Genomic DNA, 23,196 nt, shown 5'->3' on the forward strand with positions numbered 1-23,196 from the left:
TTTTTATAGTTTTTTATAGATTCTCATTTACTGTTATTACCTCCTAATTAGAAACGATATACTAGGCCGTACATAATAAACATATTTATGATAAAAATTGAAAGAGCAATTGGTACTTGCGCTTTAATAACCGCATTTTTATCCTTTAGCTCTAAAAGCATCGCAGGTACGATATTAAAGTTTGCTGCCATTGGAGTAAGCAGCGTTCCGCAATATCCAGCAAACATACCGAGTGCTGCCATAATTGCTGGGTTTCCGCCGTGCATTTGAACTATTAAAGGTAAGCCAATTCCGCCAGTAATAACAGCAAACGCTGCGAATGCATTTCCCATTACGACTGTAAATAGCATCATGCCTAAACAGTACGCCATAACGGCAACGAACGGATACTCTGTCGGTAGCACTTGTCCGACTAAGTCTGAAACAACTTGTCCAACGCCAGACTTCGCGAATATACCGCCAAGTGCTGCTAACATTTGTGGTAAAATTACAGCCCAGCCAACAGCTTGTAATAGTCTGCTTCCTTCTTGTACAGGTGTTGTTATTTTTGATTTTGTAATACGCATCGCCGCAACAAATGCGAGTAATGCACCAAGCGCTAGTGCAACTAATGTTACTTTATCTGGATCAACAAGAGAGACATTTCCCCATTTAATTTTCCCTAACGTTAACGTACCGATAATTGTAAAAATAGGAATTAATAGTGCAGGCATAAAAATTTTATTTTTTAATTTCTCAGCATGTTTCACACGTTCTTGTACTGGTACTTCTTTTTCCTCTGATTTTGTCACTTTATTTAGCGAGGCTAAAACGACCATAGTGAGCACTATACAACCAACGTAAAACGAAGGAATTATATTTCCGAATAAAAATGTAACTGCAAACAATGCCCAAAATAAACTAGAACCGAATCTGTTTGGATGTTCACGATCGAATGCGATACGAACAGCGATAAAGGCAACGATTATCCCTAATACATAATAGATTGTATCCATTGTGATGATGTTCATATTAGATTACCTCCTTCTCCTCTTTTTCTTCTGCCTTCATTGTTTTCTCTATATATTTATCAAACCTTCTAAATCTAATCCAGCTTACAATAAGTGCAGATATTGCTGTCGGAATGCCCCAAAGTGCCATATCCCATACACCGACATGCATACCTACTGAATCGAAGAATCCTTTCATTAATAAAATAGCACCAGTTGCGATGAAAATATCTTCTCCGAAAAACCAAGCTGTATTTTCCGCAGCAGCTGCGTTTGCTTTAATCTTTTCTCTTAATTTTTCAGGAAGTTTACCGTATTTACCTTGCGCGGCCCCTTCTGCCATCGGTGCAACGAGCGGCCTTACTGTTTGCGCATGGCCACCAATATTAAGCCCTAGTGCTGCTGACGATTCTCTTATCGTAAAATATGACATTAATACTCTTCCAGTTGTTGCTCCTTTTGATTTCGTTATAAGTGCTTCGGCTCTTTCTTTTAAACCGTAACGCTCTAAAATTCCGATTACCGGTAAAGTTAATATAATTGGCATAGACATATATCTATTTTCTATGAAAAATTCACCGAACATGCTGATCACATCATAAAAACTTAATCCTGAAACCATACCAGTAACAATACCTGCAACCATAACTACTAAAAGTGTATTTAATCTAAATAAAAATCCCACTGCAACAAGTAGTATTCCGATTAATTTAATCATTTTTAGCACTTCCCCCTATTTTTTATTTCGGTGCACAAATAGAAACACCATTAAGTTTGAATGTTCTGTATATTCTCTCTGCAAATTGCACTGCTTTTTCCCCATCACCGTGTAAACAAATCGTTTGCGCCTGAACTGCTACTTTCTCTCCATTGACCGCATTTACATGGCCTTCTTTCACCATTTGAAGTACTTGCTTTATCGCTTCGTCTTCATCTTTTATAAGCGCATTTTCTTCTATACGACTCGTTAATGTACCATCTTGCTTATATGTACGATCCGCAAAAGCCTCTTGTACGAGAGTTACTTTGTATTTTTCTGCAGCCTGTATAAACGCCTCGCTATTTGCTAATCCGTAAAGCGATAGACTTGGATTTATATGATAAATTGCCTTTGCAATTGCATCTGCAATCTCCGGATTAGACGCCGCCATATTATATAAGGCACCGTGCGGCTTTACATGCTGCATTTTTCCGCCTGCCGCTTTTACAAATGCGTCTAATGCGCCTGTTTGATATAAAATATAATCGTATACTTCACTTGCTGAAACATTCATGTTTCTTCTACCGAATCCAATTAAATCAGGAAATCCAGGATGCGCTCCTATTGCTACGTTATGCTCCAAACCTTTTTCAACAGTTTGACGCATAACAGACGGATCACCTGCATGAAAACCGCAAGCAACGTTTATAGAGGAAACGAACGGAAGAATTTCATCATCATTCCCCATTTTATAAGCGCCAAAACTTTCTCCTAAATCACAATTCAAATCAATTGTAGTCATGATATTTCCCTCCTGCTCTCAGCTTCGTAAAGCGATGAATTTCTTTAATAGATTCCTATTTACTTCTTGTTCTATGTACAATTGTTCCGCTTCTTCAAGCGTAATTTTCTCAAAAGAAACATAGTCCCCCGGCTTTAGCTGGGCAAGAAGAGGTAAATCTACTGAAATGATATTTCCCATTCTCGGATAGCCACCTGTCGTTTGCCTATCTGCCATTAATATAATCGGCTGTCCACCATTAGGAACTTGAATGGTTCCAAATGTAACAGGACTCGATAAAATCTCTTTTTCTTCAATCCTATTTAAAACTTCTCCCTCAACCCTATAGCCCATACGGTCAGCATAATTAGATACCTTATACTCTTTCCTAAAAAATGCCTTTCTACTTTCTTCTGTAAATTGATCGTATTCAAAGTCAGCTATGACACGAAGCTTAGGATGTTTCTTATACTTTGGTAGTACGCTGTTGCTAATTGCCCATTTCGTTTTTATACTCTCATCTTTTTGTAAGTCTTGAATGAAACGATTCGCCATTTCTGGTTGTGCACCAATTTGGAAGTAGTCACCCTTTTTCAGCATTCTTCCTTCTATACCACCAATCGCAGCACGTATGTACGTACTTTTGCTTCCCATTGTACGCTCAATATGTATTCCACCCGCAAAGGTCACATACGCTCTGCAACCACTTTTCACTTTTCCAAAACAAAGCATACTACCTTCTTCCGCTAAAATTGGACGCCATAACGGGATACGCTCTCCATTCAATAACGGTTCCATATCTGCTCCGCCAATCGCAAGTAAAGTCGTTTTCTTTATTAACAATTTAGGTCCCATAATCGTCATTTCGAGTCCCGCTTCATTCTCTTCATTACCAACTAACATATTGATCATCCGAAGCGCACTTTGATCCATTGCACCGCCAACGGGTACACCGTATTGTTGATAATGAGATCGCCCTAAATCTTGGACTGTTGTAAACATTCCCGCATGCAAAACTTCTACATCCATTCTTTAACCCCCTCAAGTGATACGTACTCTTCCTTCGTTATTGGAATAAATCGTAAATACATACCACTTTGAATATATGTTGGTATTTCTTCTTCCGGATTAAATAATGAAATAGGAGTTCGGCCGATAATATTCCATCCTCCTGGTGTTTCAAGCGGATATATACCTGTTTGATTTCCGCCAATACCTACTGAACCAGGAGAGATTTGTAACCGTGGTGTTTCTTTTCTAGGTGTTTCTAATTCTTTTGAAAGTCCTCCTAAATACGGAAACCCTGGTGTAAAACCTAGCATATATACAAAATATGTAGTTTCACTATGTATTCGAATCACATCTTCTACTTGTAAACCGTGATAATGCGCGACCTCTTCTAAATCAGGTCCATATTCTCCCCCGTAGCACACTGGTATAGAAATATGTTTCACATCCTGTTTTACTTCTTCTTTATAAGAATCACACAGTTCCTTTATATACTGGCGAACGTAATCATGTGACCTTTCACTTCTCTCATTTCCCTTCCATACTTCGTATACATTGTAGTAAACAGCTAATGAAGTAAACGACGGAACGCACTCTATCATTCCTGCAAACGGATGTTGCTGCAGTGCTTGAAATAACCGCTGTACTTTCTCATATATATCCATCTTAATTTCTTCACCAAATGTAACAATAATTGCTTGATCCCCTAACGCAGAAAATTTCATCCTACTCCCTCTTTCTATGCCAAAAAGCCGAGTTCTTTCGAAATACGATGCGCTGTTTCTTTCACCTTCGCAATAAAATATGAAATGTTACTTTCGCTGTACTCAATTGCTAATCCCGAAATACTAATGCCTGCTACAACCATTCCACCGCTCGCAAAAATAGGCGCTGCTATAGCTGCTGTATGATTTTCTAACTCAGAGTAGCTAATTGTGTAGCCTTCCTTTTTTGCCATTTGCAACACTTCTAACAATTGTTCCTTATCCACGATTGTTCCATCTGCAAACTGTTTTAAATTCACTTCCTCTATGTATCTCCGTTTCTCCTCCTCAGAGAAATACGATAGTAAAATTCTTGGACATGCACCAGCATAAAGTGGTGCTCTTCTTCCAACCGCCGTATACACGCGTACTGGCTGAACACCTTCCATCTTTTCAACATAAATTGCGTCATTACCATCTTGAATTATTAAATTAACTGCCTGTCCTAAACTATCTCTAAGTTCTTTCATATAAGGAATTGCTATATTTCTTACTGATAATCGTTGTGAAACAAGTTGACCGAACCGTAAAAATACGACCCCTAAACGATATTTCCCCTTTTCGTTTTTTTGTAAAAACTCCATCTCTTCCAACGAGCCAATTAAACGATAAACAGATGTTTTCGGCATATTTGTAAGCTGAACCATCTCAGTTAAACTTAGCTCTTCATGCTCATAAAACAACTCTAAAATATCCATTGTCTTAACTGCCGTTTTATTTATACTCATTCTATCTCCCTTTCGTTCCGAATTACGGAACTTAAATTCCGTTTTTCGAAACAAACATATAATTTAAAATTATAAAATATTCTTTCAATTCAATCAATAGATTTTAAGCAAATAAAAAAGTATGGAAGAATACCTCTCCCATACTTCACCACACTTTATAACGCTCTTACTTGTTCCAACGGCCAGAAAACAGCTTGTCCTTTTCCGACGATTTCATCTTCTGAAATAAAGCCAAACATGCGACCATCCTTAGAAACTTCACGATTATCCCCTAAAACAAATACTTGGCCTTCTGGCACTTTCGTTTTCCCAGTGATTTGTTCTAACGTAAAGTCTGGAGTTAATACACGGCCTACTGCTTTTTCCTTAAACTGTTTTAAATATGGTTCTTCCATCGCTTTTCCGTTTACATATAAAACATCATTTTTATACTCAACTGTATCGCCTGGCAAACCAATTACTCGTTTTACTAAATCGTATCCTTCTTTCCCGTGGAAGACGATAATATCAAAGCGATCTAATCCACTTATACTATAACCAATCTTATTCACGAGAACTCTTTCGTTATTTTTTAAAGTGGGCATCATTGATTCACCTTGTACTAAAGAAGGTGTAAATAAAACACCGCGAATAATAGCAATTAATACAAGGGTAAAACCTATCGTTTTAGCCCAAGAGAATAATTCTTTCTTCGTATTTTCCTTCATCGTTTCTCCTCTTTCTTAAGCACTTATTTTATTATTTCAACTAATTCTTGTACTAAATTAGGATCTATTTCAGAAAAACATGATTTTCCTTCTCTTACCGCTGTACCGACATGCGCCTGCGTGATTCCAGTTTCATCTAGCAATCGCTTTATATTTTCTTTCGTCACGCCAGCTCCAGCTACAAGCTGAATTTGACCATCACTTACCTTTTGCATTTCTGTAAGCACCGGAATATTCTCTACTATATTTCCTTGTCCACCTGAAGTTAAAACGTGAGTCACTTTATGAAACTTCTTTAAAGTGCTCATCGCTTCTACTGGATTTTTTATATCATCTATCGCACGGTGGTACGTTACATTTATTCCATCTACAACAGATAGTAAATCCGCTAATTTCTCTTCATCCACTTCATTTCGTTCGTTTAATACGCCTAATACTACCCCAGCTGCTCCTAACTTCTGTGCAACTATAATATCTTCTTTCATCATTTCAATTTCTTCTTCCGTATATGTAAAAGACTTCGCATGCGGACGAATCATAACATGAATTGGTATACTTACCACTTCTACCGCTTTTTTTATAAAAGCATAACTCGGTGTTAAACCACCTTCTGTATAAGATGAAATTAATTCAATCCGCTTCCCGCCAGCACTTTCAATTCGTTTTACATCTTCTAAACATGTTGCAATAACCTCTAGCATGAGATGACCTCTTTTCGTGCTTTTTTCTTATTATAACATTAGTAAAAATAAGAAGCCTAGCTTTCTCCTTTAAAACTTAAAAAAGAAGAATGAAAAGACAGATTTTTTATTGGCAACAATTATTGGTAACATCCTATTATTCATGTACACTCCTACCATAATGAAAAAATCCGTCATTTTGACGGACTTTTCTAATTTCAAGCTTTTTTTTCCTCAGTTTTCATATCAATGCCTAATTGATCTTCCAATAACTTTACACCTTTCTTTGTAAGATGGACAGCTCGGTTCTTATCCGTTTTCGTAATCCATCCCTGTTCAAAAAGCAGTTTTGCAATTGCAGACCCTAACCAACCAGAAATATGGTAACGCCGTTCACTCCAATCAAGGCAAGGTTTTGCAAATACCCTCCTTTTTGTATCTGCCTCATCAACATTTATTCCAAAATTCAGAAACCATTTCTTACCTTGTTCCGTTACAATGTATTCTCCATCCTCTAAAATTATAAATTGCCTATCTAGTAATTTTCCAGTTATCTCTACACCGAGTTTGCCTGCAAGATGATCATAACAAGTTCGAGCATAACGAATTTGTTTTAGTTGGCTTGATTGTTTTAAAGAGCGAACTTGAACTGTTGGTGCAATTGTCCCTAACTTTTCAAGCACTTCTGCAACTTCTTGATTAGCAAGTCGATAGTAACGATGTCTACCATGTTGTTCAACTGTAAGTAAATTCCCTTCTACTAATTTAGAAAGATGCGAACTAATTGTTGGATGTGACACTTTTGCCATATAAGCCAATTCACTAGCAGGTAGTGCCTGATTATTCATTAGACAATCTAATATGATTGCTCTTGTAGGTTCAGCAATTAGTTTAGCTATATATGAGATATTCGGATATACATTCATATTTCGATGATACCCTAACTATTAAATTGATACAATTATTTTAAGTTTAATAGTAAAGGAGAATTTATTATGAATGCAATTGATCTTAGTATATTAAATTTAAAAGAAACGAGAAGGCGCTCAGAAAAATTATGGAATTCTCTTCCCGATAATTTTCTTAATTGGAAGCCTGATCCTGAGGCTATGTCCTTTGGTGAAATGATTCGTCACGTATGGAGCTCAACTTTTTACTATCATATGATTATAAAAAACAACGGTTCAATAAACGACATACGTATCCCGTATGATGACGAGCCAATTACTTGTGTAAAAAAAGAAATTGAATTGGCACAATCATACCTTACTGACTTCATAGAATATGTTCAATCAATAAGCATAGCCGAGCTAGATTCAAGACTTATTGATAGAAGCGATGTTGGCTATCAACGATATTTAGGTGATATGCTATTACGAATTGCCTATCATGATGCGGTCCATGCAGGTCAATTTTTACAATATTTACGAATGGTAAACTTAGAAAGACCATTAATTTGGGATTAAATACGAAAAATGTTTATACAGCCTCCAAACTGGCATTACAATAAGAATTTTTCAACAAGACAAAATCAAAAAAACATGATAATCATTTATATTAAAAACCTACATCTCAACGAATTACTTCATACATATAAAAAGCATGGGTTTGATTACTAATCAAACCCATGCTTTAAAAACTAGGACCGAAACGCCGCATCCGCAAGCATAGATAGTGTTGCATCATCCATCGGTGGATTATGCAGTCCTGCTCTGACGTTTAAATAGTAACGGTGAAGCGGATTTTTTTCTGATAAACTTTTTGCTCCTACGATGCGCATTGATTTATCCACTATAGATATCGCCGCATTTGTTACGGCGTATTTCACTGCCGCTAATTCTGCTTGCAGTGACAGTTTATCTTCTGCCTCATCGTATTTTTTCGCAATTTGATATAAAAAGACGCGAGCTTGCATAAGCTCGAGTTCTAATTCTCCAACTAATCTTCTAACATTCGGTAATAAACTAATAGAATGGTTTAAACTATTTGGTTTGTATGATCCCGCAAACTGAACTGCATAATTTCTTGCTGATTGTGCAATTCCTAAATAACATGCTGGTATATGTAGCAACCAGCCAATACCCTTTTGTTTCACATTCCCGCCCTTTATATCTGTAAAAAAGCGACTTTCTATCTCTACATTTTGTAAGACAAGGTCGTGGCTAGCAGTCCCTCGCATTGCAACGCTATCCCACGTTTCTTCAATAGATACACCGAGTGTATTTCTTGGAATAACAAACTCACCAACTTCTTCACGGCCTTCCATACTTGCTGAAATAATAAAATAATCAAGTACTGGCGCCATCGTTGTAAAAGTTTTTCTTCCATTTATAACCCACTTCTCGCCTTGTTGAACCGCTATTGTTTCTGGTTTGCCGCCACGCGTCGGACTCCCTGTTTTCGGTTCTGTTGCTGCCCTGTTAAAGAGCGCACCATTACGTACTTCTTCGCAAAACCATTTGAACATCTCATCATTCCAAGAGCGATTTTCCGCTAACTCTTTCACAATGCCAAGATGCCAGCCAATCGATAATGCAGTAGCTCCGCAGCCTTCCGCGATTTTCTCTTGAAATAAAACGAAGTCATATAAAGAAATCGCACTACCACCAAATTCCTTCGGTAACGTTAATTTCGTATATCCGATATCTTTCAAATCATTTATATTTTCATACGGAAATGATCCTAATTCACTTAGCTGATGCTCCCTTTCCATGAACTTCGGGATCAATTTATTTATTTTCTCAATAATTAAAGACTGTTCTTCTGTTTCAACAAATGAGAGTGCCATACTATAATCTCCTTTATCCCGCTATTTGCGGGCAGTAAAACTCCCACCTAAAAATTCAGGTGAAGCAAAGGAAGTTAGGTGGGAGATCAACTGCCCGTAAACGCCCGATTGGTTCAACTAATAATCAGTGAGAAACCCACCCACTGATTAAAGTTTCACTTTATGCTCGATTCATAAACCGTTCATTTTGTCATTATGATTATATGAAGCTACCTCTCTATTGTTTCACTATTCCGATAAAAATACAATGTTTTTGACTAATAAGAAAAGTTCCTATTTAAGGATAGATCCTTTTCTTATATTAGTCCCCCTTCAATGCTTTTAATGGCAAAGAGGTTACATATCCAATATACGAGAATAATTCTTTAAAGAAGAATGGTATTTCTGTATCTAACGTTTTATATGCTGATGTCGGCGTTGGTGAAGCATACGCTTCAATATTAATATGTTTTGCGATTCTCATTGCGCGTTTCATATGAAGTGGATCACTTACAATCGTGTATGTTTGTATGCCGTTCTCTATTCCAACTTGCTTCGCATTTTTTAAATTTTCTTCAGTGAAAAGGGATTTAGTTTCAATTAAAATATCTTCCTCTTTTACACCTTGTTTCATTGCATATACTCTTGCAGTACGTGCTTCCTCAAGTTCTGCCTCGAACTTTGTACCACCTGTAAAAATAATCTTTTTAATATTTCCGTTCTTATATAAAGAAATCGCATGATTAATTCTTTCTTTAAATACAGGAGATGGTTTTCCGTTCCATGAAGCTGCTCCTAGTACGATACCAGCATCCGTTTTCACGTCATCATTTGCTTTAAAACGATAACTCCAAATATCGTAAGCTGCATAACTTACATATAAAATAGCAGAACAAATCATTAGTAAAAATACTTGAAAGATTCGTCTTTTCTTACTCTTCTTATTTTCTTTCATTTGTAATTGCCTCCGTACATCATCCATACTTCTATAAAAAACATTTATATCAAATCGTTTTGTTTGAGTTTATTTAAAAGAAGGAACTTTACTTGTTATTTATGTATAAAAGGGTTTTCATTTAAAATTGAGGATTATCAATTCATTTTCATTTGCGGTTTTCATTACATTTTTTAAATTCATAAGTTTATTACCATACAACTACATTGTAACGAATTTTTTCTCAGAAGGGAACGATGAAACAAAAGGAATTAAAATAAAGTAGCATTTTGTAAGAAAAAAGGTATATTTTTCATATCTCACGAACAATATACCTTTCAAAACACGAATTATAACTTTTCTTTATACAACTCTAATTTTTCTAACAATTGTTCTTTTATGCCTGGCCATTCACTCGAGATAATACTGTACACCACCGCATCTCTCACATAACCATTCGGTAATTTTCTTTCATTTCGAAGCACACCCTCTTTTACTGCGCCTAATCTTTCAATTGCTCGTTGGGCTTTTTCATTTCTTGCATCCGTCTTAATTTGTACCCTAAGCATATGCAGTTTTTCAAAAGCATACTGAAGAAGCATATACTTACACTCTGTATTTATACTCGTACGTTGCACACTCGGATGATACCACGTTTGCCCTAACTCAACTGTCTTATCTTCTACTGAAATATTATATAACCGTGTACTTCCTACAATCTTATTCGACTGTTGATCTACGACTATGAAAGGTATTTGAGTACCTCTTCCGTAACCCTTTATTGCTTTTTGAACGTATTGTTGCATATCTTGCACACTATCCATTTTAGAGATTAAATACGCCCAAATATCCCGATTTCCTTCTACAATCGAAAACAAAGTTTCGACATCAATATTATCCATTAACCGCAACTTTGCTCTTTCGTGAATAATTTCCATTTTTAAGCCCCCTTTGTTGTTACTATAACACATCATTAACATAGTTTTATTAATATATATTAATGAATTAGCGCCATAAACATATAGTACATCTAAAAATAAAAAATACGATGCCTTTATTCAAGCATCGCACTTATAATTTCACACCACCTACGCTTTTACGATAAATATTCATTTACACAATTTAGTAAACGCCATATATTCAGAACTTACATTATAGTTCAAAGCAACAAATAAGCAATCGGCGTAATGATAAGCAACGTTAAAATCGTTCTCTGCACATACAGAATAATAAGTTCAGATACTTTTAACGGAATATCTGTTGATAATATACAAGGAATGGAAGCGGAGAAAAACAGTATAGATGATACGGAAACAACTGCAATGACAAACTTTGTCACAAGTGGCGCACTTACAACTAATAATGACGGTAAAAACATTTCTGCAATACCAACGGATGCCGCTTTAGCAGCTAAGTCTGCTTCCGGTAATTGTAATAGCCATGTAAACGGATAGAAAATATAACTAATCCAATCAAATGTTGGCGTGAACTTCGCTAAGACGATACCAATTAATCCTACTGACATAATGGATGGTAAAATTCCCATTGTCATAATAAATCCGTCTTTTAAATTCATTGCAATATTTTTCATAATGCTCGGTGCAGACTTTGATACTTCTAACGCATCTTCCCAAGCACGTTCTAACATTTTCTCTTTATAAACAGGCTCTGGGAACCCTTCTTCTGTTACATATGTATCTGGTTTTCTACTAAGGGGCGGGATTCTTACGGTGATAGCAGTCACGATGAATGTTACAACAAGTGTAGTCCAAAAATAAACATTCCATAAATGCATAATATCTAATGTTTTTGCGATGATGATCATAAATGTAGCGGATACTGTAGAAAATCCTGTAGCGATAATCGCCGCTTCTTTTGTCGTATACTTTCCTTCTTTATACACGCGATTCGTAATAAGGAGAGCAAGCGAATAACTTCCAACGAAGGACGCAACTGCATCGATTGCCGATCTCCCCGGCGTATTCCATAATGGCCTCATAATCGGACGACAAAATGTACCGATAAATTCAAGCAATCCATATCCGACTAATAACGCTAAAAACGCCGAGCCAATTGGAACGAGCAAACTTACTGATATGACTAGCTTCTCATATAAAAACGGTCCAACATCTGGCGCAAAGAACCAAGCTGGTCCTACTTTTAAACAATATAATATGCCAAAAACAACGCCAACTACTTTTAAAATAGAAAAACAAATGTCTACAATAGATGCATTCCATTTCTTCGTATAAAATGGATAAATCGCACCAATCGCCATAACAAATAATGCATAATAAGGTACTACGCCAGGAACCGAAGCCCTAATCCACGATACGATATGATCAATCATAATAGACGATGCACCATTTATCGTAACAGGAACGAAAAACATAAACACCCCAACGAGACTAGCAAGTATAAACCGAAGAATAATCCCCTTCTCTCGCCCTGTCTTAATTACATTACTCTTTAATTCAATTTCACTCAAAATTCGACACCTCCTATTATCTAAATATTCTGTATAATAATGTTGTATTCCTTCTTTCCATTTCTACTATTTAATCATATGAAAAAGCCTATTTTAAAATAGGCTTTTCTATTACCTCTCATAATCATCCACAAGCACTTGAATGATACGATACGATTCTTCTGCTACTTTTTCATTACTATCCCTATTCGCATCATATGTAATTATCGCCTTCCAAAGTGCCCATCCTCTCGCTCTATTCCACGTCTCTTCATCCATGCGTAATACTTCTTTAAATACATTTCTACTATTTTCATCAAAAAACGTCCACGCCATCGCTGCATCACAAGCAGGATCTCCTACGCCTAAAATACCAAAATCAATTACAGCACAAAGTTTTCCATCTTTAACGAGTAAATTCCCTGGTGCTACATCTCCATGAATCCAAACTGGCTTACGGTCCCATATTGAACTAAGTGCTACATTCCAAAGGTGCTTTAATAATGCCTCGTCAAAAACATCCTTATTATTTTCAATAGCAACTCTCGCCTCTTCATCATATACAGATATAAGTCCGCCTCGGTAAAAATTATGTGTTCCAGCTAAAGGTCCGTTACTCGCATTAATAGATTGCAATTCTACTAAAAAAGATCCTAAGTCCGCCGCAAATTCATTTAAATCCCGAACGTTTTGTTTCGTAACTGTTTCTCCCTCTATCCACTTATTAATAGACCAAGGCAATGGATACGCTTCAGACGGATTTCCTTTCGCAAGTGGGGTAGAAATCGGTAAAGAAAGCCCCTTATTTAATATAGGAAGCCAACTATTTTCTTTCTCTACTTGCGGTGCATATGCCACATCACTTGGCAATCTTACACTCATCTCATCCCCTAAGTGAAACGTCCTATTATCATGCCCACTAAACTTTACAGGTTTCACTTCTAAATGGGCCCATTCAGGAAACTGTTCCTGTATTAACTTTTCAACTAAACTTACGTTAATTGGATGCATTCACATTCTCCTTTTCTTTTGAAACTTACTAAGCCCATCCGTACTTCCAACATATTCAAAACTATTTTTCTTATAAAAATCATTCAACGTACGATTATGCCCCACGCAATCTAACTTCAAATACTCTTTATCACATTGCACATTCTCTTCTACCCACCGTAAAATCCATTCTCCTATTCCATTTCCCTTATACTTCCGTTTCACCGCAAATCTATGAATATATAATGAATTAGAAACTTCCTCTTTACCAAAAATATGTTCATCCCATTCATTTTGTTTAGGAGAAACTGTAACCGTACCAACTATTTCAGCTTCTTTCAGAACAACATTATGTATATTTCTCTCTTATACATTCTAGTATTTCAGCCGTAGCTTCCTCTCCTAAAAGATACTGCCACTGATCCACTTCTTTATATTGTAGCCATTGTGCTACCTCTTTTAATAAAAGGATAATACTATCACTTTCATTTTCAGTAGCAATTCGAATTGCATATTCTTTACTTATATTTCTCTCCATATTGCCTTTCCCCTTTCAAATTGCTACCATACTGACAAACGCGTTCTACCGTCGTTTTCGTCTGTAACATATTTCACATAAAATCCTTGTTTCCGTACGTTTTCATACATTAATTCAATCGCTTTTTGATCTTTCGCATAAATTTGTATGTATTGAGCATCCACTGCTAATACGATTAGCTCACACTTACTTTCCTTAAACTCTTCATATGTTTCAATATCTATCGCTTTTTCTCCTTTAGGATATGCTTTTAAATCTGCAAAAACAAGATAATATATGTTGTCTTTAACTAACTTTTTCAATGCTAACCCTTCCACTACACTTGGTTCTTCTGGAAATAATGCCTCATCCAATTCACCACGTGCTATTAAGTAGGACTCCTCATCCCTCACTCGCCAATCAAATACAGTAATATCAATTGGCTTTAATACTTTCCAAAGTAAATTATCATATTCATCTAGAATATCTACTGTAAACCCTCTTTTCATATGCTTGCTCCTAACTTATTCATTTTCGTTTCATACATTATATATCAAATGTAATTACTATATTTTGTCGATACATATGTACATCATAAAAAACCGCTCCACTACTAGCGAAACGGTTTCCTTCTGCTTACATTTAAATATTTCATTCAATTGTTGCACTACGTTTTAAAATATTTTTTAATATATGCGCCACATCAGTCGTTCATTCTTAATGCTCACTTCGACTTCACGAAGTAATATAAAAACCATACTGCATGATTTTGTTCATCCGCAGCTATTCTCCGTAACAACTCTTTCAAATGTGCATCCGATGTCTCATCTGAAATTTCCAAATAAAAATCTACTGTTTTTTGTTCATCTTGTATAGCGAACTCTAATCCTTGTAAATACGTATTTGGGCAGTCTTCAGTAATTTGTGGTTTTGGCTGCCTACCAGTTAAGTTCGTATAAATTTGTACAAAGTGGTGGAAATGCTTTATTTCATCATTACGAATTTCAAGAATTTGTTTTTGTTCTACTTGATTTGGAGCCATATTTGCTAATTTTGCATAGCAGCTTATAGCGCTATACTCTCCATTTATAGCTTTTTCAATATCACTAATTAACTTATCATTCTGCCTATACCAATCATAATAATTCGAATTATACATCATATCCCCCCATACTTTCGCTTAACATTTTATGCATTTAGAAATAGTAGGAGCCTGTGTATATAACGGGACGGCTTTAGATTGAAAGAAAAGTTAGAGAAAAGGGTCTATTTTGCAAAGGAATTGATTATGCATAAAATAATACTATTATATACTGTTGCTATAAACTCTCGTGGGAGTTGGAAAATAAATTCGCGAATTAACGAGAGGTTCAACATGATGCGGTGCGAAGCTATTATGAGTTCAGTGACATAACTAGGAGGTTCCACTATGCCATCTTTATTTAAAACTATGAAGTTCCAGCTAAAAACCGAACGACTTGACCTGAGTATGTGGGAGGAATCCGATTCAGTTTGGATGAGAAAATTAATTGGCGAACGTGGTGTGGACATGCCGACCCTCGAATCCGTTCGTAACCGGCTTATTGAGATGCGCAAAAAGGCAGACGAAAATGGTATTTCCCTTCTCACTATTCGAAGGAGAGACGAAGGTGATTTCATCGGATACTGTGGCTTAATTATCGGTCGTTCCACACTTGAAGAGCCGGAGATTGCATACGAGTTGTTCCGCAGCGCTCATGGTAAAGGTTATGCGACTGAGGCGGCATCTGTTGTACTGGACGCGGCGATTGCTACTGGGCGCCAAAGACTTTGGTCGACTGTAGGTGCTTGGAATATCGCTTCCCTCCGGGTACTAGAAAAGATAGGATTTAAGCGTCATCACAGTACGTGGGATGATGAACGTGGTGAGATTGTTTGGAATGTACGCGATCTTTAAAGATTTCGCCTTAATTCTAAACACTACACTTTTCAACAATCAAGCATTTACATTGAGAAAAAATCACAAACAAGCCGTTTCACTAATTAGTGAAACGGCTTGTTTTTAAGCGTTCAATTCTGTTTTATGCCCTTTTACTACACTACGTTTGAGTGCAGTTGCTAATATAGTAACCATACTTACTATACCAATCCAAACGAGTACAGTAACAGGTGTATTCCAGCTTAACCCTTTTCCGAAGAAGAAGATTTCTCTTAGGCCTTCAATCATAAATTTCATTGGTAACCATGAGTAAACCCAGTCTTGATAAAACGGAGACAACATCTCAGGTGCTAATGATAATAACGGTGCCCCGAAGAATAGTAATAAAGCGAATAAACCGATTCCTTTTAGCCCAACTAATGATAGTACTGCAGATATCATTAAGAAGAAACTAAAAGAAGTAATGGATAAGAATAGAACTGTATCCGTGAAGTTCGAAATATTTAACCCTACCATCCCATCTGCAATCCATGTAAGACCAAACCCAATTACAAGTGTCGCAATAGCTCCTGTTACGATTTGTTTTACTTTTAACAGAAAGTTTTCTTTTCTTGAGCTTACTGGCATTTTACTAATCGCAATAAAAATAATCGCTGCACTAGCTAAACTTGCAATCCATAACGGCTGGAATAATGATATTGGTGAGTTACCGTTCGCACTATTTTTGCCGACCTCATTCACATTTTTCACGTTCTTTACAATAGGTGTTACTAATTTCTCAGCTTGATCTGTTGTTACAGTAGCTCCTTTTGCTTTCAACCCTTCTAATATTTGTGTACGAACAGTATTGTTCATATTATCAACAGTCGCCTGTAATATTTGCCCTGCCATAGTTGATGCAGCCGTATTCATTCCTTGATTAATATATATTTCTATCTCGGGTGAAGATGGTTGCGGTGTTCGTAATGACGCTTGTTTTGCGCTAAATTCTTTCGGAATGACTAACGCTGCATAATACTCTTTATTATTTAACCCTTTTTGAACTGCTTCCTTATTTTTCACTTCTACCCACTTTACCGCAGGTTCTCCTCCATCTGATTTCGATGATTTTTTCACCGTATCAACAATTGTTTGCCCTATATTCATTTTAGCTTGATTTGAAATTTCTACACCTTGATCCTCATTTACAATTGCAATTGGCAAGTTTTTCGGCTGAGGTTGAACGGTTGGAAATAATGTTAATGAAAAAATAAAAACTACAAGTAAGGCAATAACTGGTGATAACCATAAAAGTTTATTTTTAAACATTTTCTTTTCTCCTCCTATCATTTGATTTATAATAACCAACAACGTGTTGTTTATTTATATTTTGAATTATATGTTCGAGTTGAACCTTATACAATAATCAAAAATCGTGAATGTGTCGGTTATCATACACATTCTTGAAATGTGTTGGCTAAAATTAAGGAGGGATATGCTTTGCGCGATAATAATTTAGATTTGCGTGTTGTTCGTACAAAAACTGCCATACGAAATGCATTGGTGGAGCTAATTGAAGAAAAAGGTTTTGACGCCATTACAGTGAAAGATATTACAACGAAAGCAAACATTAATCGTGGTACTTTCTATGCGCACTATCAAGATAAATTTGATTTAATGACAAAATGCCAAGAAGACATTATGTACGAGTTTTCTAACATTGCTAAACAGAAATTCCCGGAAGTTATTGCTGATCTTGGATCAAATCCTTCTCCAACAATGCCATTTATACTTATCACTTCTATTCTTGAATTTCTAAATGAAAATAGTGATTTTATGAGAGCTGTACTAAGTCCGAAAGGAGATTTATCTTTCCAAACAAAACTGAAAGACTTTATGTGGAAAACATTATTTGAAGATACGAATGGTCCTCTCATTAATAAGGAGAATTTACTTGTTCCAAGCGAATACTTAACTTCTTATATGGCATCTGCACATATAGGTGTCATCCAGCAATGGTTAAATAATGGACAAAAAGAAACACCTGAGGAGATTGCTCGTATTTTATCAACAATCGCCGTTCATGGACCTTTTTATGCGGCTGGTTTAAAGAAATGAGTTGTTGCAAAATAAAAGATCATCCACTATTTATAGCGGATGATCTTTTATTTCATTACAACACTTCAATATACCCTTCTGTTCCATGTACTCGTATTCGTTGCCCATCTTTTATTAATTTCGTAGCATTCTCTACCCCGACAACTGCTGGTAATCCATATTCACGTGCGATAACCGCTCCATGGGTCATCAGCCCGCCGACTTCAGTGACTAATCCTTTTATAGATACAAATAATGGTGTCCAGCCAGGGTCAGTAAACGCAGTAACTAATATATCTCCTTCTTCTAAATTCGCTTCTTCCATGTTTAAAATAACGCGAGCTCTTCCCTCAATCACTCCTGAAGAAACAGGCAGGCCTACAATCGCGTCAGCTGGAAGGTTTTCACGTTTATATTTACCTGTAATGATTTCTCCATCAGACGTCATTACACGCGGAGGCGTTAGTTTTTCATATAATTTATAATCATTTTTTTGTTTATGAATAATTTCGTAATCTAGTTTCTTCGTGCGAACAACTTCGTGAAGCTCTTCAAAAGTTAAATAATAAATATCATCAACTTCATGAATAACACCGCTCTGCACAAGTTGCTCAGCTTCTTTCAATAACGCCTGCTTATATATGAAATACCGATTAATCATACCGTATTTTGGATATTCACGATAGCCAATAAAATTACGGATATTACGAATCATTCGCTTCGTTTTTTCTACTTTTTGTTTACTATCCGGCAAGTGCTGCAATCGGTCTAATAATTCTTCTTCTTTTTTCAAAGCTTCTTGCAGTCCTTCTTCAAACTTCCGCTTACTCGCACCATATTCAAAGTCTCTTATATTATTTAATATCATTGGGATAATGGTTGTTGGCTTCTCACTCCAGCGCGTTTTCGTAATGTCGATTTCTCCGCTACATCTCATTCCATATTTATTTAGAAAAGCAATGATTGTATCTCGAGCTTTTTCTCCGCCGTTATACTGAACAAGTTCATCTAAAAAGTTATCCTCTTCTACATGTTGTAAATACGCAATAACTTCTGGATACGGCCGAATCACATCAGCAACATCCATTAATGCTAGCCCCATTTCTGACGTAATATTATTTTGTACCGATTGAGAAAGCGCGTCTGCTACATTCTTTTCGCCTAGCCATTGCTCCATTTTTTCATTGATCCAAGCCGAAGCATTCATACCTGCCATAATGACCGCTATACTTTGCGGGTTAAATAATACTTTCTTTAATTGCTGAATGTCTTCTAAAATAAAATCAAGTACATCCACCCCTGATTTCGTTTGCATGTTTCGTTTTAACTCTTCGATTGATGCTTCACTATTCTTTATTAAATCTGTAACGATTGCTGGATCAATTTCAATTTCTGGTTGCGAACTTACTGGTGGCTTACTTTTACTAGCACTCTTTTCTTTTTCTTCATTCGGTAATAATTTAATAAAATGATCTCGCTCGATTATAGTCGTTAATGCATCTCTTACGAGTGGATCCGACTTCCCTAAAGTGTTTACTAAATAAGCTCTGCTAGCAGGTAAAGCTAATTGTTGCGTAGCATCAACAAATAGCCTTCCTCCCGCTTTACGCATAGGAGCACTAGTCGTTAACAGGAAAAAAGATAACCCTAGTGGTTTCATCGCATCGGTCATCATTTGTTGGTGACCAACCGATATATACACATGATTTCCCCCATCATTTACTTCTGGTATTGGATATAAAGTCGTAATGGGGCGACTTTGGACAATATAAAATGTATCATCCACTAAACACCATTCAATATCTTGCGGACAACCAAAATAAGCTTCAATCTGTCTTCCGATACTTGCTAGTTGTAAAATTTGTTGTTCAGACAATGTTTGAATTTTTTGCTGAGCCGGATCAATCTGTTTTGTTTCTGTTCCGCCTTCTTGTAAGCCATAGATAGCTAATTTTTTAGTTGCGATCATCTTATCGACGATTTCGCCTTCTTTTACTTTATAATTATCAGCAGAGACCAGTCCTGATACTAATGCCTCACCAAGTCCAAAACTGGCATCGATTGATAACACCTTCCGGTTAGAAGTAATCGGATCAGCGGTAAATAAAATTCCTGAAGCCTGCGGGAAAACCATTTTTTGAACAACAACACATATAGAAACTTGATTATGTTCAAAACCATTTTGCATACGGTACATGACTGCTCGCTCTGTAAATAAAGAAGCCCAGCACTTTTTTACATGCTGTAAAATTGCGTTTTCTCCGATAATATTTAAATACGTATCTTGTTGCCCAGCAAACGAAGCATACGGTAAATCTTCAGCCGTAGCACTAGAACGCACGGCATACGCATGTTCATTTCCAAAACGTGAGAGATAATGAGCTACTGATTCCACTACATCAACTGGAATTTCCACCGCCATAATGACTTCTCTAATCTTCTTACTAATTTCACCAATTTGATCTCGTTCCTCAATTTTTAGCATTTTTAATTGATTCAACAAAGTTTGAAATGCTTCATTTTTTCCGATGGCCTGTTCATACCCTACCGTTGTAACACAAAATCCTTCTGGCACTTGTATCCCTTGAATATTGGATAACTCCCCTAAATTCAATCCTTTTCCACCAACAAGTGAAAGCTGCATTTTTTCTATTTCCTGAAAACCGAGAACGAAAGAACTCATTTGGCACCTCTCCTTACTATTCATGTGTTCTTGATTGTAGCAGTAGTAAATACGAATAAACAGTCTATTTCGAACTTGATTTACATGATATAATTAAGTTAGGAAGAGATTAAAAAATGCCCCAGTTGCATAATGAAGTAACTGGGGCTCCTTATTTCCGCTCAATTTTAAATTATAATTTATTCACAACTAACTTCAATGTACTTCTGTTTTTCCCCTTTTTTCTAAAACGCCATTAATTATCACACACAATTCTTACCTCGACAAATAGTATATAACCCGAAATACGCTTTAGTTTAACCTCCTGTGAGCCTTTTCACAGGAGGTTTTATACATACATATATTATTTATAATGAATTAGTTCTCCTATTTTCCCAAAAAAAGGATGATTGTATTGGAAATGAAAAAGCTTCAAGGAATTTATGATGATGTTATTAGTTTAGGGGAAAATTGTTATACCGCTATTCATCTGAAAAAATATAGGCTGCGGAAATATTCAGGTCCTCTAGATTGGTTTGAATCACCCAATCTTTCTTCTATCAATACATTATTGAAAAATAATTTTATAGACTTTATGGATTTAAAAAACATGCACGCAATGCCGGAACAAAATATTGTGTTTAATGATGGTGTGATACAACCTGTTTTTTCTCATATTATAAAAGACACAAAATATAACGTAACATCTTATCATGATTTCCCTGTTATTCCAAATGAAGATTGGTTCATCACATACCATGATTTTAAACAAAAATTAGATCGAAGAATTGATAACTTTTACGAAAAAATTCATCATTCACAATCCATTTTATTTGTTAGATGGGGCGGAAACTTGACTGAAGCACTAGAATTACAAACCGTTTTATCGAATATTGTTAAAAATAATTTTAAGATTCTTTTACTCTATCCAACAGGACATGAAAATGAAATAAACGAATTAGAATGGGGGCTTGATCATGTTTTCCCTATTCAAGTTTCAAGTAATTATCAAAATAAAAGAACTTGGTATATCCTCTTAAAAGATATACACTTAAACTCAAAATAATAGTAGAAACTACGACTTTACAATCAATATTTTTTGTTTGCACTTTATATAAATTGATATGTCTCCACATTAATTCTAGGAGTAAATTATTGTTTTTTTAATCCCCCACTCATTCTTTTCTCAGATCCTCCAAAATGGATTTGAGAAATTAGGGAACTATAATGTCGTATTAACATATATTAAGGGGGATAAAAAGTGGACAATGAGATGAATTATGGAAGTGATTATAAGTTTATTCCAGCAACTTCAATTGAAAGTGGTCATGGCATCGAAGTATTGCCTGATTTATTTTGTTACACGATTCAAATCGTCAACATCTGTTTTGTTGGAAATCCCGAGAGCAATGATTTTGTTTTAGTTGATGCTGGAATGCCTAAATGTGCAAATGAAATTATCTCTGTCGCTGAGGATCGATTTGGTACAAACAGCCGCCCAAAAGCAATTATTTTAACTCACGGGCATTTTGATCATGTTGGTGGAATAATTGAACTCATTAAGTATTGGGATGTTCCCGTCTATGCCCATCAAATGGAGATACCTTTCCTGACCGGACAACAAAGCTATCCTGAACCAGATCCAACAGTTGAAGGTGGTATGGTAGCGAAAATGTCTCCCCTGTTCCCTAATGAACCGATTGATTTAGGAAGTAGCGTAAAAGCACTACCTACCGATGGAACTGTTCCTCATATGCCAGAGTTTAGATGGATTCATACACCAGGGCATACTCCTGGGCATATTTCATTATTTCGAGAAAAAGACCGAACTTTAATTGCTGGGGACGCTTTTGTTACAGTGAAACAGGAATATCTATATAAAGTATTTACTCAGGAACAGGAAATAAGCGGTCCCCCTCGTTATTTAACAACAGACTGGAAAACCGCTAAAGAATCAGTCATTAAATTAGAAGAAGTAAAGCCTCTAGTCGCTATTACTGGACATGGGATACCAATGTCCGGTGAATTGCTATCAACAAGCCTCAGAACACTCGTTCAAGAATTTGATAAAATCGCTGTACCCGATTATGGAAAATATGTAGACAAAAAGATACATTAAGCATGAAATTACTTTGTTTATCTTTTCAGATTAATGAATCAAAATATAATACAAAATTATCATTCAAAAGGTTTTTAACTTAATCTGTTAAAAAATTGAATGTTGGCAATCTCTATATCCTAAGAATAGAACTACTCTTTTGGAATAAAAAGCAAGCTTTCGCACACACTATCTTTAATAAAGTCTGCTTCTTACCCAGGCTTTATTTCTTACCATTAAAGAGCAGTCATATAAATAACTGCTCTTTTTAATTTTTTGTATAAGCTTAAAATTTTTTCATACTATACTTAACCCATGAAATAGTTATACTCCTTACATTCATGGATGTAACTTTCTCGCTGCAGTTAGCTTTTGCTAGCTACTTTTTTATTGATAATTTTTTAAAACTC

The 23,196-nt window shown here is 36.0% G+C and carries 23 protein-coding genes and 1 pseudogene; 5 read left to right on the plus strand and 19 right to left on the minus strand.

The features are described 5' to 3' along the window. Positions 1-47 precede the first annotated feature (47 nt). From ACS2QP_RS17300 to ACS2QP_RS17340, 9 genes are all read right to left on the minus strand, one after another. Complete coding sequence (locus ACS2QP_RS17300; protein WP_001021647.1) at positions 48-1,010, minus strand: DUF979 domain-containing protein; 963 nt, start codon at positions 1,008-1,010, stop codon at positions 48-50. 1 nt (position 1,011) lies between these two features. Continuing rightward, positions 1,012-1,707, minus strand: a complete 696-nt coding sequence (locus ACS2QP_RS17305; protein ID WP_438882680.1) for a DUF969 domain-containing protein — start codon at positions 1,705-1,707, stop codon at positions 1,012-1,014. Between the two features lie 22 nt (positions 1,708-1,729). Next, a complete protein-coding gene (gene pxpA, locus ACS2QP_RS17310; protein ID WP_153581800.1) occupies positions 1,730-2,491 on the minus strand; it encodes a 5-oxoprolinase subunit PxpA in 762 nt (253 codons plus the stop codon). A gap of 18 nt (positions 2,492-2,509) precedes the next feature. Beyond that, complete coding sequence (locus tag ACS2QP_RS17315) at positions 2,510-3,499, minus strand: biotin-dependent carboxyltransferase family protein (protein ID WP_438882681.1); 990 nt, start codon at positions 3,497-3,499, stop codon at positions 2,510-2,512. Then, positions 3,490-4,203 carry a 5-oxoprolinase subunit PxpB gene (gene pxpB, locus ACS2QP_RS17320; protein ID WP_063536744.1) on the minus strand — a complete coding sequence of 238 codons (714 nt, stop codon included), beginning with the start codon at positions 4,201-4,203 and terminating at the stop codon, positions 3,490-3,492. The genes ACS2QP_RS17315 and pxpB overlap by 10 nt, the downstream gene beginning before the upstream one ends. 14 nt (positions 4,204-4,217) lie before the next feature. Then, on the minus strand, positions 4,218-4,970 hold the full coding sequence (locus tag ACS2QP_RS17325; RefSeq protein ID WP_063536745.1) for an IclR family transcriptional regulator: 753 nt from the start codon (positions 4,968-4,970) through the stop codon (positions 4,218-4,220). Positions 4,971-5,125: 155 nt separating this feature from the next. Beyond that, on the minus strand, positions 5,126-5,677 hold the full coding sequence (gene lepB, locus ACS2QP_RS17330; RefSeq protein WP_000662501.1) for a signal peptidase I: 552 nt from the start codon (positions 5,675-5,677) through the stop codon (positions 5,126-5,128). A 23-nt stretch (positions 5,678-5,700) separates the two neighbouring features. Beyond that, positions 5,701-6,378 carry a copper homeostasis protein CutC gene (locus ACS2QP_RS17335; RefSeq protein ID WP_000895119.1) on the minus strand — a complete coding sequence of 226 codons (678 nt, stop codon included), beginning with the start codon at positions 6,376-6,378 and terminating at the stop codon, positions 5,701-5,703. A gap of 197 nt (positions 6,379-6,575) precedes the next feature. After that, positions 6,576-7,283: an ArsR/SmtB family transcription factor gene (locus ACS2QP_RS17340; RefSeq protein ID WP_438882682.1), complete on the minus strand. Its 708-nt coding sequence runs from the start codon at positions 7,281-7,283 to the stop codon at positions 6,576-6,578. 69 nt (positions 7,284-7,352) lie between these two features. On the opposite strand from ACS2QP_RS17340, the gene ACS2QP_RS17345 reads away from it, so the two are divergent. Beyond that, the gene (locus tag ACS2QP_RS17345; protein ID WP_438882683.1) at positions 7,353-7,823 is read left to right on the plus strand and encodes a DinB family protein; all 471 of its coding nucleotides are present in this window, start codon (positions 7,353-7,355) and stop codon (positions 7,821-7,823) included. 173 nt (positions 7,824-7,996) lie between these two features. Here the strand turns inward: ACS2QP_RS17345 and ACS2QP_RS17350 are convergent, their stop codons facing one another. From ACS2QP_RS17350 to ACS2QP_RS17385, 8 genes and pseudogenes are all read right to left on the minus strand, one after another. Further along, on the minus strand, positions 7,997-9,145 hold the full coding sequence (locus ACS2QP_RS17350) for an acyl-CoA dehydrogenase family protein (RefSeq protein WP_326235066.1): 1,149 nt from the start codon (positions 9,143-9,145) through the stop codon (positions 7,997-7,999). Between the two features lie 301 nt (positions 9,146-9,446). Further along, positions 9,447-10,079 (minus strand): YdcF family protein, encoded by a 633-nt coding sequence (locus ACS2QP_RS17355; RefSeq protein WP_000662215.1) that lies wholly within the window; start codon positions 10,077-10,079, stop codon positions 9,447-9,449. A gap of 329 nt (positions 10,080-10,408) precedes the next feature. Further along, positions 10,409-10,996 (minus strand): GNAT family N-acetyltransferase, encoded by a 588-nt coding sequence (locus ACS2QP_RS17360; RefSeq protein WP_000402578.1) that lies wholly within the window; start codon positions 10,994-10,996, stop codon positions 10,409-10,411. Positions 10,997-11,217: 221 nt separating this feature from the next. Then, positions 11,218-12,546, minus strand: coding sequence for a YjiH family protein (locus ACS2QP_RS17365; protein WP_001289418.1), 1,329 nt, complete (start codon positions 12,544-12,546; stop codon positions 11,218-11,220). A 111-nt stretch (positions 12,547-12,657) separates the two neighbouring features. Further along, complete coding sequence (locus ACS2QP_RS17370) at positions 12,658-13,536, minus strand: aminoglycoside phosphotransferase family protein (protein ID WP_438882684.1); 879 nt, start codon at positions 13,534-13,536, stop codon at positions 12,658-12,660. Continuing rightward, positions 13,537-14,053: pseudogene (locus ACS2QP_RS17375) on the minus strand (GNAT family N-acetyltransferase). 23 nt (positions 14,054-14,076) lie between these two features. After that, a complete protein-coding gene (locus tag ACS2QP_RS17380; protein ID WP_438882685.1) occupies positions 14,077-14,541 on the minus strand; it encodes a DUF2691 family protein in 465 nt (154 codons plus the stop codon). Positions 14,542-14,756: 215 nt separating this feature from the next. Continuing rightward, positions 14,757-15,191, minus strand: coding sequence for a ferritin-like domain-containing protein (locus ACS2QP_RS17385; protein ID WP_000282827.1), 435 nt, complete (start codon positions 15,189-15,191; stop codon positions 14,757-14,759). Positions 15,192-15,461: 270 nt separating this feature from the next. Here ACS2QP_RS17385 and ACS2QP_RS17390 point away from each other — a divergent pair, with 270 nt between their 5' ends. Next, a complete protein-coding gene (locus ACS2QP_RS17390) occupies positions 15,462-15,968 on the plus strand; it encodes a GNAT family N-acetyltransferase (protein ID WP_088351314.1) in 507 nt (168 codons plus the stop codon). Positions 15,969-16,073: 105 nt separating this feature from the next. Here ACS2QP_RS17390 and ACS2QP_RS17395 read toward each other — a convergent pair whose 3' ends face one another. Then, a complete protein-coding gene (locus ACS2QP_RS17395) occupies positions 16,074-17,258 on the minus strand; it encodes a DUF3533 domain-containing protein (protein ID WP_326235067.1) in 1,185 nt (394 codons plus the stop codon). Between the two features lie 171 nt (positions 17,259-17,429). Here ACS2QP_RS17395 and ACS2QP_RS17400 point away from each other — a divergent pair, with 171 nt between their 5' ends. Further along, a complete protein-coding gene (locus tag ACS2QP_RS17400; RefSeq protein WP_061457399.1) occupies positions 17,430-18,047 on the plus strand; it encodes a TetR/AcrR family transcriptional regulator in 618 nt (205 codons plus the stop codon). Positions 18,048-18,102: 55 nt separating this feature from the next. Here the strand turns inward: ACS2QP_RS17400 and ppsA are convergent, their stop codons facing one another. Next, positions 18,103-20,709: a phosphoenolpyruvate synthase gene (gene ppsA, locus ACS2QP_RS17405; protein WP_326235068.1), complete on the minus strand. Its 2,607-nt coding sequence runs from the start codon at positions 20,707-20,709 to the stop codon at positions 18,103-18,105. A gap of 385 nt (positions 20,710-21,094) precedes the next feature. Between ppsA and ACS2QP_RS17410 the strand changes: the two genes are divergently transcribed. Continuing rightward, the gene (locus tag ACS2QP_RS17410) at positions 21,095-21,754 is read left to right on the plus strand and encodes a DUF1796 family putative cysteine peptidase (protein WP_326235069.1); all 660 of its coding nucleotides are present in this window, start codon (positions 21,095-21,097) and stop codon (positions 21,752-21,754) included. Between the two features lie 195 nt (positions 21,755-21,949). After that, positions 21,950-22,807, plus strand: coding sequence for an MBL fold metallo-hydrolase (locus tag ACS2QP_RS17415; protein ID WP_438882686.1), 858 nt, complete (start codon positions 21,950-21,952; stop codon positions 22,805-22,807). Positions 22,808-23,196 lie beyond the last annotated feature (389 nt).

The sequence above is a fragment of the Bacillus cereus group sp. Bce019 genome, assembly GCF_051781745.1.
Lineage (GTDB): Bacteria > Bacillota > Bacilli > Bacillales > Bacillaceae_G > Bacillus_A > Bacillus_A cereus.